This window comes from Microbacterium altimontanum (assembly GCF_058349865.2).
This window is the reverse complement of record NZ_JBYRJB020000003.1, coordinates 337,385-352,998: the sequence shown is the minus strand read 5'-3', so window position 1 is coordinate 352,998 and position 15,614 is coordinate 337,385. Positions and strand designations below refer to the sequence as shown.

The 15,614-nt window shown below is 68.7% G+C and carries 15 protein-coding genes and 1 tRNA gene; 10 read left to right on the top strand and 6 right to left on the bottom strand.

Features of this window, described 5'->3' with window-relative positions; all coding sequences use genetic code 11:
• Nucleotides 1–40 precede the first annotated feature (40 nt).
• From AC3RX1_RS06505 to AC3RX1_RS06490, 4 genes are all read left to right on the top strand, one after another.
• Nucleotides 41–886 (top strand): flagellin N-terminal helical domain-containing protein, encoded by an 846-nt coding sequence (locus tag AC3RX1_RS06505; protein WP_491500422.1) that lies wholly within the window; start codon nt 41–43, stop codon nt 884–886.
• Nucleotides 887–953: 67 nt separating this feature from the next.
• The gene (locus tag AC3RX1_RS06500; RefSeq protein ID WP_491500421.1) at nt 954–1,115 is read left to right on the top strand and encodes a DUF4236 domain-containing protein; all 162 of its coding nucleotides are present in this window, start codon (nt 954–956) and stop codon (nt 1,113–1,115) included.
• A 41-nt stretch (nt 1,116–1,156) separates the two neighbouring features.
• A complete protein-coding gene (locus AC3RX1_RS06495; protein ID WP_491500420.1) occupies nt 1,157–1,948 on the top strand; it encodes a thymidylate synthase in 792 nt (263 codons plus the stop codon).
• 426 nt (nt 1,949–2,374) lie between these two features.
• Nucleotides 2,375–2,638 carry a hypothetical protein gene (locus AC3RX1_RS06490; protein ID WP_491500419.1) on the top strand — a complete coding sequence of 88 codons (264 nt, stop codon included), beginning with the start codon at nt 2,375–2,377 and terminating at the stop codon, nt 2,636–2,638.
• Here the strand turns inward: AC3RX1_RS06490 and AC3RX1_RS06485 are convergent.
• Nucleotides 2,635–3,393: an OmpA/MotB family protein gene (locus AC3RX1_RS06485; protein ID WP_491500418.1), complete on the bottom strand. Its 759-nt coding sequence runs from the start codon at nt 3,391–3,393 to the stop codon at nt 2,635–2,637. The genes AC3RX1_RS06490 and AC3RX1_RS06485 overlap by 4 nt on opposite strands.
• A 76-nt stretch (nt 3,394–3,469) precedes the next feature.
• Between AC3RX1_RS06485 and AC3RX1_RS06480 the strand changes: the two genes are divergently transcribed.
• The 4 genes from AC3RX1_RS06480 (at nt 3,470) to AC3RX1_RS06465 (ending at nt 10,056) form a co-directional block, all read left to right on the top strand.
• Entirely contained in the window at nt 3,470–4,114 is a 645-nt protein-coding gene (locus AC3RX1_RS06480; RefSeq protein ID WP_491500417.1) for a hypothetical protein, read from the top strand.
• Nucleotides 4,115–4,188: 74 nt separating this feature from the next.
• A complete protein-coding gene (locus AC3RX1_RS06475) occupies nt 4,189–4,728 on the top strand; it encodes a PH domain-containing protein (protein ID WP_491500416.1) in 540 nt (179 codons plus the stop codon).
• A gap of 220 nt (nt 4,729–4,948) precedes the next feature.
• Entirely contained in the window at nt 4,949–9,745 is a 4,797-nt protein-coding gene (locus AC3RX1_RS06470) for a helicase-like domain-containing protein (protein WP_491500415.1), read from the top strand.
• A 68-nt stretch (nt 9,746–9,813) separates the two neighbouring features.
• Nucleotides 9,814–10,056 (top strand): hypothetical protein, encoded by a 243-nt coding sequence (locus AC3RX1_RS06465; protein ID WP_491500414.1) that lies wholly within the window; start codon nt 9,814–9,816, stop codon nt 10,054–10,056.
• Between the two features lie 32 nt (nt 10,057–10,088).
• Here the strand turns inward: AC3RX1_RS06465 and AC3RX1_RS06460 are convergent, their stop codons facing one another.
• Entirely contained in the window at nt 10,089–10,664 is a 576-nt protein-coding gene (locus AC3RX1_RS06460) for a recombinase family protein (protein ID WP_491500413.1), read from the bottom strand.
• Nucleotides 10,665–10,777: 113 nt separating this feature from the next.
• Entirely contained in the window at nt 10,778–11,569 is a 792-nt protein-coding gene (locus tag AC3RX1_RS06455) for a metallophosphoesterase family protein (protein WP_491500412.1), read from the bottom strand.
• A 284-nt stretch (nt 11,570–11,853) separates the two neighbouring features.
• Between AC3RX1_RS06455 and AC3RX1_RS06450 the strand changes: the two genes are divergently transcribed.
• On the top strand, nt 11,854–12,168 hold the full coding sequence (locus AC3RX1_RS06450; protein ID WP_491500411.1) for a histone-like nucleoid-structuring protein Lsr2: 315 nt from the start codon (nt 11,854–11,856) through the stop codon (nt 12,166–12,168).
• Nucleotides 12,169–12,658: 490 nt separating this feature from the next.
• Here AC3RX1_RS06450 and AC3RX1_RS06445 read toward each other — a convergent pair whose 3' ends face one another.
• Both AC3RX1_RS06445 and AC3RX1_RS06440 read right to left on the bottom strand, forming a co-directional pair.
• Complete coding sequence (locus tag AC3RX1_RS06445; RefSeq protein ID WP_491500410.1) at nt 12,659–14,014, bottom strand: tyrosine-type recombinase/integrase; 1,356 nt, start codon at nt 14,012–14,014, stop codon at nt 12,659–12,661.
• A 150-nt stretch (nt 14,015–14,164) separates the two neighbouring features.
• Nucleotides 14,165–14,247 (bottom strand) — tRNA-Leu (locus AC3RX1_RS06440).
• Between the two features lie 219 nt (nt 14,248–14,466).
• On the opposite strand from AC3RX1_RS06440, the gene AC3RX1_RS06435 reads away from it, so the two are divergent.
• Complete coding sequence (locus AC3RX1_RS06435) at nt 14,467–15,087, top strand: ANTAR domain-containing response regulator (RefSeq protein WP_491500409.1); 621 nt, start codon at nt 14,467–14,469, stop codon at nt 15,085–15,087.
• 54 nt (nt 15,088–15,141) lie between these two features.
• Here AC3RX1_RS06435 and AC3RX1_RS06430 read toward each other — a convergent pair whose 3' ends face one another.
• A complete protein-coding gene (locus AC3RX1_RS06430; RefSeq protein WP_491500408.1) occupies nt 15,142–15,585 on the bottom strand; it encodes a hotdog fold thioesterase in 444 nt (147 codons plus the stop codon).
• Nucleotides 15,586–15,614: the final 29 nt, after the last annotated feature.

The window sequence follows — 15,614 nt, the reverse complement described above, 5'->3', positions numbered from 1 at the left end:
GGCTCCGTGTCCACATCACCCATCTCATGGAGGAACAACCTTGGGTATGCAGATCAACACGAACGTGTCGGCCCTGAACGCCTACCGCAACCTGGCGTCGACGCAGAACGACCTGTCGAAGTCGCTGGAGAAGCTCTCGAGCGGCCTGCGCATCAACCGGGCCGCGGACGACGCGGCGGGCCTGGCGATCAGCGAGGGCCTGCGCTCGCAGGTCAGCGGTATGAACGTCGCCGCCCGCAATGCCCAGGACGGCATCTCCGTCATCCAGACCGCAGAAGGCGGCCTGACCGAGGTCCACTCGATCCTGCAGCGCGTGCGCGACCTCGCCGTGCAGGCCGGCAACGACTCGAACAACGCCGACTCGCGCACCGCCATCCAGACCGAGGTCGACACCCTGGTCAGCGAGCTCGGTCGCATCGCCGACTCCACGAACTACAACGGCATCCAGCTGCTTGACGGTTCGGCCGGTGTCGGAGGCGACGGCAAGCTCAGCTTCCAGGTCGGCGCCGGAGCGGACGCCGCGAACCAGATCGAGGTCGACCTCGGCAGCGCCAACATCAACGCGATCGTGACCACGATGGGCACCCTTGACCTGTCGAGCCCCACGGGCTCGACAGCGGCGATCACGGCGATCGACACGGCGATCAAGAGCGTGTCGACTGCTCGCGCCGACCTCGGTGCGTCGCAGAACCGCTTCGAGTCGACGATCAACAGCCTCAACGTGTCGGCGGAGAACCTGTCGGCCGCTGAGAGCCGCATCCGCGACACCGACATGGCGTCGGAGATGGTGAAGTTCACCGCGAAGAACATCCTGTCGCAGGCCGGCACCGCGATGCTCACCCAGGCGAACCAGGCCAACCAGGGCGTGCTGCAGCTGCTGCGCTGACCCCGGGCGAGAACAGCGCCCGCCCCGGTACTCGGGGCGGGCGCTGTGTTGTCGCAGGGTGAGCGGCATGGGACTCATCTTCCGTAAGACCGCACGCCTCGACGAGCACACGCGGCTGAACGTGTCGAGGTCGGGGATGTCGGTGACGCGCCGGTTCGGGCCTGTCTCCGTCAACAGCCGCGGGCGTGTCACCCTGCGGCTCGGGCGGGGAGTGTCGTTCCGGCTCTGACGCATAGGCAGGCAACCCGCTCCCGACCGAAAGCAGATCGCATGACCTATGAGGACCTCCTGGCTGATGTGCTGGTCACCGGCACGCACAAGGGCGACCGTACCGGCACTGGGACGACGAGCGTGTTCGGCCGGCAGCTGCGGTTCGATCTGGCCGACGGGTTCCCGCTCATCACGACGAAGCGGGTGCACTTCCGGTCGATCGCCTACGAGCTGCTGTGGTTCCTGCGCGGCGAGTCGAACGTCCGGTGGCTGCAGGAGCACGGCGTCACGATCTGGGACGAATGGGCGGCCGATGACGGCGAGCTCGGTCCGGTCTACGGCGTGCAGTGGCGATCCTGGCCAACGCCGGATGGCGGGAGCATCGACCAGCTCGCGGAGGTCGTCGAGCAAATCCGTTCGAACCCGGACTCTCGCCGGCACATCGTCACCGCTTGGAACCCGGTGGACGTCCCGCACATGGCTCTGCCGCCCTGCCACGCGCTGTTCCAGTTCTACGTCGCCGATAGCAAGCTCTCCTGCCAGCTGTACCAGCGGTCCGCCGACCTGTTCCTCGGCGTGCCGTTCAACATCGCCTCGTACGCACTGCTCACCTTGATGGTCGCCCAGCAGACCGGCCTCGATCCGGGGGAGTTCATTTGGACCGGCGGAGACTGCCACATCTACGACAACCACCGCGAGCAGGTGCGCGAGCAGCTGACTCGGGAGCCGTACCCGTGGCCGCGGCTCCGGTTCGCCCGGACGCCCGACTCGATCTTCGACTACGAGTACGCCGACCTTGAGCTCGTGGACTACCGCCACCACGCCGCGATCGCTGCACCTGTCGCGGTCTGAGTCTCGGCCGAACGCATCGAGGAGAACATCTCAGGTTCTGGGCGGCCGTCCTCGCGCTCGGCGCTCTGAAGATGCTCGAGACGAGGAGCGACTGACCACGCGCATAGGGCCCGCATGAGCCGAACGCGCAGGCACCGCCCGTATTGGGTCCAGTCAGTCGACCACGGTGCGGATGAGGATCATCGGCACGAGCTGTTCGGCCAGCCCCTCACCGTGTCCCGCAGGCTCCACGATGAGCGTGGGAGGCTGCTCACCGTCGAGGTGCCTGACCGCATTTCGATCGAACGCGCTGTCGTGCTGAAGGCCCCCGAGGGTGCTGACGAGACGACAGCCGAGTCATACCGGAAGGTCCGCGCCCTGGCCGCCTAGCTCCGTGCCGCCGGCGTGCCTGCCTGGCATCTGATCGACGCGCCGTACACGCGCGCAGTGACACAGAAGCGGGCCGCGGTCATCGGGCGCTACGCCGACGCGTGCACCATCGACATGCCGGTCGACCGTGACGGGCGGGTCCGGGGGAGCAGCGATCTGTACGCCCCGTGCACGCGTAGCCTCACCGGCCAGCAGACCATCGGCGCATTCAGCCGCGGGGGAGAGAAGGGCTACGGCGTCTACCGCGACGGCCGCATCCCCTCCCGTCGCACGGTGCGCATGGCAGCACGGCGGAGCGCCAGGGAAGCCGACGACGCTTAGCGGGACGCGAGCTGCGGCAGCTGGCTGCGCACCGACTCCGGCGCGTCGGACAGGACGACGATGTCCACCCGGCGGTTCTGCGCGAGCGCCAGGGCACCCGTCCCCTTGGCAAGAGGCCGCGCGTCCCCGAAACCGACGGCCTTCACACGCTTGGATCCGACCCCCCGCTTCTCGACGAGGTCGCGGAGCACCTGCGTGGCGCGCGCCGTGGACAGCTCCCAGTTCGTCGCGTAGGGTGCGACAGCCGCGCGGCGGTCCGCGTGACCCTCGACCGAGATCTGGTTCGGGGCCTTGGCAAGGACCGGACCGATCGCACCGAGCACCGTGGTCGCCTTGCGGCTGAGGGTCGTGCTGTTGGTCCCGAAGTAGGCGTCGGCGCCGACGAGGCCGACGGTCAGCCCGCGCTCGTCGATGGTCAGCGTCACGTCGTGCTGCATCCCCGCCTCGCCGAGCGCCCACCACAGCTTCTCGCGCAGGGCGGCGAGCGTGTCGTACTCCGCTCGTACCGGATCATCGCTCGCACGCGGCTCTGGTGAAGGGGTAGCCGCAGCGGTGAGGACGGGGGAGTTGAACCCGTCGGTGAGCGACGCCTTCAGCGCCTCGAACTTCTCTTTGTCCACGGTGGACATCGCGAACAGCACGAGGAACAGGCACATGAGGACGGTCACCATGTCGAGGTACGAGGCCATCCACCGTTCGTCGGGGCCGGTGTGCTCCCCGGTCTCGGTGTGGCGTCTGCGGGTTCGGGTTCTCATTCCCGCCTATGCGCCGACCGCGCGATCCTCGGGGGAAGGGCGGCGAGCAGTGACCGGGGCTGCGCATAACGAGACCATGAACCTGCCCGACGCCCTGGCCGCCGCCGTGAACGAAGCTGTCCTCCGTGTGACCGACGGCACTACCCGATTCGACGACGACCAGCTGCGGGCGATCGCGAACGAGCTGATCTACGGGGAGAGAACCTTCCCGAACGGATACGAGGTGTGCTTCCGCGGGAACATCATGGTCATCCGCCAGAGCGAGGAGATCATTCCGCCCGCCCGCCGCCGGCCCGCGCCGACGGTCGAAGAGGTCTGGGCGGCACACCCGGACGCGCACGAGCGTCATGAGCAGGCACTCAACAGCACCGAGGAGGGGTACCGGCAGTTCGCGCTCATCCCGCAGCCGACGTACAGCCCAGACACGCCGTTCGAGGAGCTGCCGGAGTACATCATCCGTCAGTGCTGCCGGGGAAAGACGTGCGGCGGGACCACGCTGACCAAGACACGCAGCGAGCAGGTAGAGCACCACGTCCCCACCACTCGCTACAGCTACGTTCGCGCCTCCAACGAAGAGGACACCGCCGGGTTCGGCGCGAGCACCGTTGCCGAGCTCGTCGCGCAGCTGAACGACCCCAGCGCGTGGCCGAACCACTGGCACGCGGACGTCCTGTTCGAGGACCTCCACGGCATCAGCGCCTACTCGCCGGCACGCCCCTGAGGCATCGGACGGGCGCCATGTGCCGGAGCCCATTTGAGCAGTGCGCGAATCTCACGCTCGGCGCATAGAGAGGCATGTCCGAGCCCGAGAAGACTCTGCTCTCCGTTCGCACGCACCCGAAGGTGCTGTTCGTGCCGCTCGTCGCGCAGCTCCTCTTGATCGCCGCGCACGTCGCCGTCGTGCGATACCTGCCGCACGAGATCGGGCTGGAGGTGTTCGACCAGTACGGTGCACTCATCATCCACTCCGCGATCGGCGTCGCCGAGTTCGCTTACGCGATCCTCCCTGCCCTTCGGTGGTGGAACTCCACCTTCACGGTCACCGAGCACCGGGTCACCGCACAGTGGGGTGTTCTCTACAAGAACTCGCGCGAGATCTCGATGGATCGGATCGTGTCGCTGGACATGGAGCGCGGGATCCTCGACCGCGTCTTCGGATGCGGAACGCTCGTGTTCCATGACGCGGCCGTCGCGGGCCACCAGCATCAGCAGAACGCTCTCACTCGGCAAAGCGGCGGGCCGACCGGGACCGGCATCCGATTCCAGGACGTTCCCCAGGTTCGGCATGTCCACCAACTGATCGACGAACTGCGCTACGGACACGCGGACCACTGAGCGCCCGCGCGCATAGAGGCTCCACGAAGCGTGACTTTGCCGGGCACTCACCCTGGCGGGGCTGTGCGTCCTCGTCTGCCTCCGCTCCCTTCCCGGGCAGCAGCCGTGGATGGACCTGTGGTATCTCGCGATGCTGATCGCGGTGTTCTCCGGCGTAGCAGTGGCCATCGACTGGTAGCGAGACGGATCGGCCGCCATGAGGCCCGCGCATAACAGGGGCATGAACGCCGATCTCGCCGCCCAACTCGCCGCCGTCGAACTCGCCTGGTCCCTGCCCGATGGGACGGCGCCGACCCCCGAGCAGCGGTCGATCCTCGAGACGTTCGCCGGGTGGGGAGCGCTCGCGCCCGCGTTCGCGAAAGCGCCGACGGGCCAGTGGTTGGAAATCGCTGACCGCCTGGACGAGACGGTGCCGGCGGAAGCGATCGCCGCGGCGCGCGACCAGGTGGACACGTCGTTCTTCACCCCGCGCCTGGTCACCGACACGGTCTACGGGATCCTTTCGGCTGCCGGGTTCACTGGCGGCGCGATCCTCGAGCCCGGCTGCGGGTCCGGCGCGTTCATGAGCGCGGCGCCCGCCGGCTGGGACTGCTCGTGGACCGGTGTCGAGGTGGACCCGACGAGCGCGCGTGTCGCGCGCCTCCTGCATCCCACAGCCGACATCCTCACCGGAAAGCTGGAGGAGACGGCCCTGCGCGACGGCCACTTCGACGCTGTCGTCGGCAACGTCCCGTTCTCCTCCGCCCGCGTCTACGACAAGCAGGGCCGCGGCGGTGCGCTCCACAACTACTTCATCGAGCGTGCGGTGAGCGCCGTGCGCGAGGGCGGCTACGTGGTGCTCATCACGAGCCGCCACACGATGGACGCAACGAGCGGCCTGCACGAGACCATCCGCGGGATGGCGGGCGCCGCGCTCATCGGAGCCGTGCGGCTGCCGGCCGGCGCGTTCGCGACCGCGGGAACCGATGTCGTGACCGACCTCGTCGTGATCCGGAAGAACGACGCCGTGACCCTCCCGGCCTGGCCGACCCCCTCCGACGTCGAGTACGGGCCCGAGGAGTACGACTACTACAGCCGCCGGATCACCCGCCAGGCGCTCGACCAGCGGCCGCGGATCACCGAGCCCGCGCGCGACGGGGTCACGGTCGCCGACGCGCCGCGGGTGTCCCGGTACTGGGAGGCTCGCCCCGAGCATGTGGCGGGCCGGATGCTCGCCACGGGCTGGTCGCGGAGCCCGCTCACTGTGCACAGCGACGACCCGGCCGCCGACATTGCGCGCGCAGCGAGCGCACTGCACCCGTTCCTCGCTCCGTACGCTGAGCGGGCGGATGTCGCCGATCTCTCCGAGGTCGTGCTCGCCGACAGCGCGGGACGGAAGGAAGGCAGCTTCCACCTGGTCGACGGGCAGATGTTCCGCGTGACCGGCGGGAAGCTCGCGCCGGCGCGTGCGAACAAGGAACTCGCGGCGCTCATCGGCCTGCGTGACCTCGCCGTGGGACTCCTGGCCGCCGAGACCGACATGCACGCACCGGACGCCGAGATTGCGCCGCTGCGGGATCGGACCCGCGAGGCGTACGAGGCGTACGTGCAGCGGTTCGGGCACCTCAACCGCGGGACCCTCGTCGAGGGGAAGGTCGACGAGGAGACGGGCCTTCCCGCTCTCTCTTGGCGCCGCCCGGCGATGGGCGGGTTCCGCCGTGACCCGGACGCCGCTCTAGTCATGGCGCTCGAGGTGTTCGACCAGGAGACCGGCGAGGCCGGCCCCTCCCCGATCCTCCTGCGCCGTGTGAACCGCCTGCCCGAACCCGTGCACAGCGTCGAGTCGCCGGCCGAAGCCCTCGCCGTCAGCCTGGGGGAGAGCGGGCGGGTTGACCTCGTGCGCGTCTCCTCGCTCCTCGGCCTCAACGACATGTCCGCCGCCCGCGACGCTCTCGGCGACCTGGTGTTCGAGGATGCCGGCCGTCTGGTGCCGGCGAGCGAATACCTCTCCGGCGATGTGCGCCAGAAGCTCGAGGACGCGAGGGCCGCAGGCCTCGAGCGCAACGCCGCGGCGCTGGAGAAGGTCGTCCCCGTAGACCTTGGACCGCTCGAGATAAAGATGTCGCTCGGCTCCCCGTTCGTCTCGGTGGGTGACGTTCAGGCGTTCCTCCGCGAGGAGATGGGGGTGGCCTGGCCCCAGGTGGCTCACGAGCGCTCCCGCGGCGTGTGGGAGGTGGGGGAGTCCATCTCCTCCGCCGAGGCGCAGCTGACATACGGGACGACGGACGCGAGCCCCGCGCACCTGGTGGAGTGCGCGCTGAACGCACGCGTCCCCGAGATCACCGACCGGGTGTGGAGCGCGGCGCACCAGGACTGGGTGTCCGTGCGCAACGTGCAGAAATCGGCGGCCGCGAACGAGAAGCTGGAGCAGATCAAGGACAGGTTCACCACCTGGGTCTGGGAGGACGAGGAGCGCGCCGCCCGCATCTGCGAGGACTACAACCGGAAGCTGAACAGCCACGTCACGCGGGTCTATTCGGGAGCGGGGCTCACCTTCCCCGGCCTTGCCTCCGACTTCACCCCGTGGGCGCACCAGCGGGCCGCGGTCGAGCGGATCGTCAGCACACCGCGGGCGCTCCTCGCGCACCCGGTGGGCGCCGGCAAGACCGCTGAGATGTTCATGGCGGCGCGGACGCTGCGCCAGTTCGGGCTTGCGAACAAGCCGCTGATCGTCGTTCCGAACCACCTCCTCGACCAGATCGCCCGGGAGGGGCAGCAGACCTTCCCGACCGGCCGGTTCCTGATCGCGACGAAGGAGGACCTGGCGCGCGATGCCCGCCGGCTGTTCGCGGCCCGTTGCGCAACCGGCGACTGGGATGCGGTGATCATGACGCACTCCGCGTTCACCTCGATTCCTGTCCACCCCGATAACGAGCGCGAGTGGCTGGCTGAGCAGAAGTTCGACCTGCAGTGCGCGCTGCAGTCCTCGACTGGCGGGCGTAAGGAGAAGGGCCCGAAGGCGATCGCCCGTGCTATCCGCGCGCTGGAGTCCCGCATCGGGAAGCTGCGGAGCAACGCGCTGACCGACACCGGCGCGATCTGGTTCGAGCAGCTGGGCGTCGACTACATCATGGTGGACGAAGCCCACCTGTTCCGCCGGCTCTCGACCGACTCGACGAACCGCGACTCGGGCCTTGGCAGCGGATCATCGAAACGCGCGACCGACCTGCTCGTGAAGATCGAGACGTTGGCCGCTCGCCGGCCCGCTGGTGCACCGGTGATCAGCCTGTTCACCGGCACCCCGTGGTCGAACACCCTCGCCGAGACCTGGGTCTGGCAGCGTTACCTCCAGCCCGACACGCTTCGGGACCTGGACCTCCTGGCTTTCGACGCGTGGGTCTCCGCGTTCATCCGGTACGAGACAAGCATCGAGGTCGCCCCCGACGGCTCCGGATTCCGGATGCAGCGTCGCCCCGTCGGCGTCGTCAACGCCCCGGAACTGAAGACCCTCCTCGCGCAGGTGGCCGACATCATCGACCCCGCCTCGCTCGGGCTGCACCGTCCGTCGCACACGATCGAGACGGTCGTCGTCGAACCGACCGAGGAGCAGAGTGCCTTCGTCGGTGACCTCGCGGAGCGGGCCGATGCGATCCGCGGCAAGAAGGCCGGGCAGCGGGCGACGGTGGACGGCGGGCAGACCGACGACTCGATGCTCCTCGTCTGCAACGACGGCCGGAAGGTCGCCCTCGACCCGCGGCTGGTGGGCATCGACGAGATCTCCACGAAGATCGAAGAACTCGCCGAGCGCGTCGCCCGCACGTACCACCAGTACAAGACCCGCACCTTCGGCAGCCATCCGGTCCCCGGCGCGTTTCAGCTGGCATTCCTCGACCTCGGCACACCGAAACCCTCCGACTCGTCCACGTACGGCCGGCTGCGCCGCGCAGTCGTCGACCGCGGCGTGCCGGCGCACATGATCCGGTTCGTGCACGAGGCGACGACCGACAAGGCGCGCGCGGCCCTGTTCGCCTCCTGCCGCGACGGCGAGGTGGCCCTGCTCATCGGGTCCACCTCGAAGGTGGGGATGGGCACCAATGTGCAGACCCGGCTCACCAACCTCTGGCACGTGGACGCCCCGTGGCTGCCCTCCGACGTCATCCAGCGGGACGGCCGCGGCATCCGGCCCGGCAACCGCTCCGGCCATGTCACCGTCACAAGGCTCGTCACCGAGGGCACGTTCGACGCGTACATGTGGCAGGCGCTCGAGCGGAAGTCCCGCTCGTTCGACGCGCTGTACGCCACCGGCGCCACCGCCCGAGAGATCGAGGACGTGTCGGCGGCCACCATCAGCTACGGCGAGGTCAAGGCGCTCGCATCGGGCAACCCGCTGCTGCTGGATCAGGCGACGGTGCGTGCCGAGGTCAAGAAGCTCCAGCTGATGCGCTCGGTGCACATGCAGTCGATCCGTAAGGCCGAGGGCTCCGCGAAGACCCTCGACGAGCGCGCGACAGCGCTCCTCAGATCGGTCAAGCTCGGCCGGGAGGCCCTGCCTCGGATCACCGAGCGCACCGAGTCTGAGGCCGCGGCGCTCGTCGGCGTGGTGGAGTCGTGGACCGGCGACCACGCACCCGGGCTCGGCTACTCGTACGCCGGGCGGGCACAGTGGCGCGGCATGGTCCTGCGCCCGGTCCACGAGAACCGGCGCCTGGTGCGCGTGGACGTGGACCACGGGTACTCCTCGCTCGAGACGGTGCCGCTTGCCCCGAAGCTCCTGCGCCGTGGCGCGATGGTCATTGCCACGGTGATCGCCGAGGCCGCCGACCGGCTCCTCGACGGTCTGGGTGACCGCTGCGACGGCTGGGAACGGCAGGCGGCGGCGATGTCGCGGGAGGCCGACGAGCAGCGGTACGTCGCGGCGACCACCTCGTTCCCCGACGAGCAGAAGCTGCAGGATGCGCTCGCCCGTCTCGCGGAGATCGACACCCTGATCGCCGCCGATGCCGAAACGCATCGCCAGCCTGTGGCGGTGGCCGCATGATCCGGCGCCGCCGGCCGAGGCTCAGTGGCGCGGACCAGCTCTACCGTCACGCGCGGATCGAGGGAACCGTGCTCCTCTACCGAACCCGCGGCAACCGCGACCGGGGCCTGCGGCGCAAGGTCCGTGCGTGGATGGACGCGTGGACGATCACCGAGCGACGGTATCGCGACAGCGACGGTGCGGCGCACACCTGCTACATCCCGCACCGGGTGTGGGACGACCGGCGCCGAGAGCTCGCCGACACGTTCGCCACCTACGCGGAGGCGGCGGCCGAGATCGAACGCCTGACCGGCGAGCCCTTCGTTCCCTGAGCGCACGCCGGCGCCCGCGAGGGCGGTGCCCCTCAGCCGGCGTAGCTACCCGCTCCCCGCAGCGCCGTGTACAGCGTCTGCCGGGACACGCCGAGCTCGCGGGCGATCGCCGCTTTCGGCACATCGTCTGCGATCCGCTGTCGGGCATGCGCGATCTGCTTACCGGTGAGCTTTGGCCGACGGTCGTACACGCCCCTCGCCTTCGCGAGCGCGATGCCCTCTGCCTGCCGTTCGCGGATCGTCGCGCGTTCCAGCTGCGCGACGGCCGCGAGGATCGTGAGCATGAACTCGCCCTGCGGGGTGTCGGTGTTCAGCGACGGGCTGTCCACGAACTCAAGTTCGACGCCCTTCTGACGCAGCGCACCGACGATCCCGAGCAGGTCGGTCGTTGACCGGGCGAGCCGGTCCACGGACTTCACCCGGACGACATCGCCCTGCCGCACGTAGGAGAGCATCTCCTGAAGCTCGGCGCGGTCCGCGCTCTTGCCGGACACCTTCTCGGAGAACAGGCGATCGACCTCACCGATCGCCTCCAGCTGCCGTGCCTCGTTCTGGTCGGCGGTGCTCACTCGCACGTAGCCGACGACCTGCCCCTTGTGTTCACCCACGTCTAGACCCTTCGACGGAAGTGTCAGAGTACACCGGGTCGGGACCCCAATGGACGTACGGGCCGCGCGCGGCGCGCACCGTCAGCCGGCGTGTACCCGGTTGGACGGGCGATCTACCGCACGCGGATCGGCTCGGCGGTCAGGGTCGCCATGTCCAGGAGGACCATGTTGTTCGCCATGGTGTCGCGGTCGAGCGACATCACGCGACGTCCGTCCTCGGTCTGCCCGCCACCCGCGACGTGCATGTGCCCGTGCACCAGCAGCTCCGGGTTCACGGCGTCCCAGACGCGGCCGATGCGCCGGCGGGACTCCGCGGAGTAGGCGAGCGCGTCGATGGGGAAGTGGTGCGGGTTCGTCGCGAGGACGTTATGCACGGCGCGTACCGGACTGCCATCGGGCGACTCGTGGGTGATCATGAGGTCCGCCGGCCCGCCGGCGCTCGCCCGGTCGCACTGTTCGTCGGTCGGCATCTCGTCGGGCCACCAGTCGCGCCCCTCGGTCCGCCACTGCCGGTCCACGGAGGCGGCGCCGCCGAGGGAGAGGACGGTGCGTCCTCCGAGCTCGAACCGGTACGGGCGGGGGAGGACCGTCACGTGCTTGGACACCTGGACCGGGGCGCCGCCGGCGATGAGCGGTCTCAGCTTGCCCCACGGCTCGTGGTTGCCCAGGGTGACGTACACGTGCAGGTCACGCGCGCTCTCGTTCCCGCTCTTGGCGCTGGCGTAGTAGTCGACGGTGTTCAGAAAGGGGCCGGCCGGCCAGAAGTCCCCGACATGCAGGATCGTCGTCACGTGCGGGTCGGCGCGGCGGATCGCGGGGATGGCAGTACCCGCCCAGCCCGCATTGCCGTGCCAGTCGCCAGCAACGGCGACGACGGGGTCGGGAAGCGTTAGTGCGTGGGCCATAGGGTCCTATGCGTCAAGCGAACAGCGCACTTGTCCCCCATGTGGGGGACAAGTGCGCTATGCTGTCCGAGCGTGTTCATTTCTGGGGATGCGCTCGAAGGTGCCTCTGGGGCCGGCGCTGGGTGCCGGCGCTCGGGGGCGCCTTCAGCTATCCTACGGGCGGCCACTGACGTGCGGCCTGGACCCGGCCATGTCACGGATCTGGCGCATTCGTTCCAGATTCGTCACAACGAGCGCGGAGAGGCGAATCGGCCACCAGGACACCGTCAGATACGGTCGTATGCATGGCAAAGCGCTCCACCGTCATCCTGACCGACGACCTCGACGGCTCGCCGGACGCACGCACTGTCACCTTCTCGCTCGACGGTCGGTCCTACGAGATCGACCTGACCGACGAGAACGCAGGACGACTCAACGAGCTCCTTGACCCCTACATGACGGCCGGTCGCCGCGCAGGCGGCCAGGGACGCGCGAAGGCCGCACCGTCGAACTCCCGCCCCGGCATTGTCGGGTGGGCGAAGGATCAGGGGCTCGTCAGCCCGACGCATCGCGGGCGCCTGCCGAAGAGCGTCTACGACGCCTACGACGCGGCGCACTGACGGGTCGCGACCACACCTCAGTTTCGTGGTCGCGGACGACGGACACCAGGGTCTAGGACGGATCGCTCTTGATCGTGGGCGTCGTCCACTGACTGCCGTTCCAGAACCGCTTCTCGTCCGGCACGTCGTACCAGCCGGCAGGGGCCGATGGCGCGGGCACGTCAGGGGCGACCGGGCGTTGGCTGTCCGCGCTCCCGTTCCTCGAAGAGCGAGAACCCCGGGGGCTGACGGAGCTCGCGGAGCCTCCTGAACTGCCACCGCCACCACGCCACCAAGAGGAATACGACGGACGCCACGCCGACGATCCACGGCACTGCATCTGACACTTCGCTCACCGTACCCGCCCCCATCGCGATCAGCGCAGCTCTGCGCGACCTGCCCGACCAGGATAGGGCCTCTGTCGATCGGTGCATTCCCAGGCCCGCAGCGATCCGTGTGGCACCTCTCGGTCTCTACGACGCCCCGCGCCGGAGCGGGGGAGCGGGGCCTGCTAGGCCGCTGGCTCGTCGTCCGCTTCGAGTGCCGCCAGTGCTTGCAGCAGCCGCTCCCGCTCGAGAGCGCGGGCGACGGCCTGCTGGTCGACGTCGGCGACGCCGCTGAGCTTCGTGAGCTCCTCGTTGACGCTCTGCAGCATCTTCGACGTCGAGTTCGCGGCGGTCCGCTCGTGCTCCTCGTCGAGGTGGCCGTAGATGTCGATGGTCGTCTTGATCGACTCATGGCCGAGTCGTCGCTGCACGACGGTCAGTGGCACCCGGTCGGCCACAAGCCACGACGCGTGGGTGTGCCGGAGGTCGTGCACGCGGGGGAACTTCCCGATCGGGGTGACGGCGGGCGGCTGTTTCCACCAGGACCCGACCCTGCTCGTCCATCCGGCGTCGGGGTTCGCCTTCGATGCCTCGAACGCGGGCAGGCCGTTCGCCATCCGCACCGCCGGCTTCCAGTACCCCTCGTAGAAGCGCTGCTGGCGCAGCGGACCGCCCTGCCTGTTCGTGAACAGGAACTGCGTGGGGTTCGCGAGCCGGCGTCTGAGCATCGGCATCAAATCGATGGGCAGCGGCACGGACCGGTTGCTGCGGGTGGACTTCGGGGATCCGATGTACCACCCCTTCTTCGCGTGCTTCCACGCCTTGCTGACCCGGACGGTCTGCCGGCGCAGGTCGATATCCGCCGGGGTGAGAGCGCTGACCTCGCCCCACCGCAGCCCAGTCCCGGCGATGAACAACGCGACCTCCCGCTCCGGCTCGGGCAGGAACCGGATGATCTGCGCGAACTCGTCCGGCATCAGGAACACCGGCTCCTTGCGCCCGGACTGGGGGAGCTTCACTCCGGTGCACGGGTTCACGGCCACCGCACCCTTGGCTGCCGCGTAGTTGAACACGGACGCGATGAACCCCATGCGGTTGCGGATGGTCTTCGGGGCCCGGCCGAGCTCGGTCTGCTTGTTCACCCAGGCGGAGATCTCCACGTCGGTGATGTGGCCGATGCTGATGTTCCCGAACGCGGCGGAGATCCCGGTGCGCAGGAACATGGCGTAGTCCTCGACGGTCTTGTCCTCCACGGCCGAGCGGCTCGCGATGTACGTGCCGGCGTAGTGGTCGAACGTCTTCCACTGGGCCGCCTCGACCTGGGTGTCCGAGTCCAGCTGCCGCAGCGCGATCTCGGGTCCGTGGAATCGGACGACGTCACACCACCTGTCGGCGAGCTCCCGGTCGGTGAATGTCCGGCTCATCTGCTTGCCGCGGTGACGGAACGCCACCTCCCACGCGACGCCGTTCTTGCGACGGCGTGTATGCACGGTCGCCGTGCACACAACCTCCGGCTCGACGTCGGGTGCTCTCTTGGCCATGACGGGACTCCTTTCCGGTGTGGATGTACGCGGCATCCAGGCCGTCCGGAGTCGATTTGTTGGTTTTTCTGTTGGTTTTTCCGTTCAACCAACAAGTGCCATGGCCCGCGATCCCTTGAAAACACTGGGATCGGAGGGGGTACGAAAATGTGCCGGTGGTGGGAGTCGAACCCACACGCCCTTGCGGGCAACCGAGTTTGAGTCGGTCGCGTCTGCCATTCCGCCACACCGGCGCACGTCCGGTTGAGCATATCGCAGCTCAGCCCATCGACTCCGACGCTGACGCGTCTCCGTCGATCGAGTTTGAGTCGCCCCCACGGCCACTCCACACACCGCTGCGCGGTGCGCGGAGCCTCCGGCCGCGGGGCCCCAGCGTCTGCCATTCCGCCACACCGGCGCACGTGTCTGCGGCGCCTTCACGCCGAGGTTCGACGATACCGTAGGATTCTAGGGTGACTGAGCAGGAACAGAACCCCGGGTCCGCATCATCCGCACCGCGCCGCGTCGTCGTCGCCGAGGACGAATCGCTGATCCGCCTCGACATCGTCGAGATCCTGCGCGACAACGGATTCGACGTCGTCGGCGAGGCCGGCGACGGTGAGACAGCAGTCGCCCTCGCGACAGAGCTTCGCCCCGACCTGGTCATCATGGACGTGAAGATGCCGCAGCTCGACGGCATCTCGGCAGCCGAGAAGCTCAGCAAGAACCACATCGCCCCGGTCGTGCTCCTCACGGCCTTCAGCCAGAAGGAGCTCGTGGAGCGGGCGAGCGAGGCAGGCGCCCTGGCGTACGTCGTGAAGCCATTCACGCCGAACGACCTGCTCCCGGCGATCGAGATCGCGCTCGCTCGCTACGAGCAGATCATCACCCTCGAAGCAGAGGTCGCCGACATGGTCGAGCGCTTCGAGACCCGCAAGCTCGTCGACCGCGCCAAGGGCCTCCTGAACGAGAAGATGGGCCTCAGCGAGCCCGAGGCGTTCCGGTGGATCCAGAAGGCTTCGATGGACCGTCGCCTCACGATGCAGGATGTCGCGAAGGCGATCATCGAGCAGCTCGCCCCCAAGAAGGCCTGAGCCTTCGCCCGCAGCTGCGCGGCCGCTGCGGCTGCGCATCGATGCGGCTGATCCTCAGCCGCGCGGATCGTCCTTGATCAGGTTCGTGATGCGCACCGTGGAACAGCGTCGGCCCTGATCGTCGCTCACCACGATCTCGTGGACCGTCATCGAACGGCCGAGATGTATCGGCGTGCAGACGCCGGTCACCCGCCCGGTGGTCGCAGAACGGGTGTGCGTCGCGTTGATGTCGATGCCCACCGCGAGGCGGCCGGGGCCGGCATGGAGATTGGCTGCCATGGAGCCGAGAGACTCGCCGAGAACGACATATGCTCCGCCGTGCATGAGTCCGACGGGCTGGGTGTTCCCCTCCACGGGCATCGTCGCGACGCAGCGCTCGAGGGAGAACTCGACCCATTCGAGCCCCATCTTCTCGGCGAGAGCACCCATGCCGCGCTCCATCGCCCATTCGATGCCGGGGGACGGTGCGGGCGCTGTCGCGCCGCGGTCTTCTGCCATCGTTCGCCTTCACTGCGGGGCCGGTCGGG

What these genes read in the sequence shown, in the direction of transcription:
- AC3RX1_RS06500 (WP_491500421.1), top strand. Translation starts at nt 954, where the DNA reads ATGGGACTCATCTTCCGTAAGACCGCACGCCTCGACGAGCACACGCGG.
- AC3RX1_RS06495 (WP_491500420.1), top strand. Translation starts at nt 1,157, where the DNA reads ATGACCTATGAGGACCTCCTGGCTGATGTGCTGGTCACCGGCACGCAC.
- AC3RX1_RS06485 (WP_491500418.1), bottom strand. Translation starts at nt 3,393, where the DNA reads ATGAGAACCCGAACCCGCAGACGCCACACCGAGACCGGGGAGCACACC.
- AC3RX1_RS06480 (WP_491500417.1), top strand. Translation starts at nt 3,470, where the DNA reads ATGAACCTGCCCGACGCCCTGGCCGCCGCCGTGAACGAAGCTGTCCTC.
- AC3RX1_RS06475 (WP_491500416.1), top strand. Translation starts at nt 4,189, where the DNA reads ATGTCCGAGCCCGAGAAGACTCTGCTCTCCGTTCGCACGCACCCGAAG.
- AC3RX1_RS06470 (WP_491500415.1), top strand. Translation starts at nt 4,949, where the DNA reads ATGAACGCCGATCTCGCCGCCCAACTCGCCGCCGTCGAACTCGCCTGG.
- AC3RX1_RS06455 (WP_491500412.1), bottom strand. Translation starts at nt 11,569, where the DNA reads ATGGCCCACGCACTAACGCTTCCCGACCCCGTCGTCGCCGTTGCTGGC.
- AC3RX1_RS06450 (WP_491500411.1), top strand. Translation starts at nt 11,854, where the DNA reads ATGGCAAAGCGCTCCACCGTCATCCTGACCGACGACCTCGACGGCTCG.
- AC3RX1_RS06445 (WP_491500410.1), bottom strand. Translation starts at nt 14,014, where the DNA reads ATGGCCAAGAGAGCACCCGACGTCGAGCCGGAGGTTGTGTGCACGGCG.
- AC3RX1_RS06430 (WP_491500408.1), bottom strand. Translation starts at nt 15,585, where the DNA reads ATGGCAGAAGACCGCGGCGCGACAGCGCCCGCACCGTCCCCCGGCATC.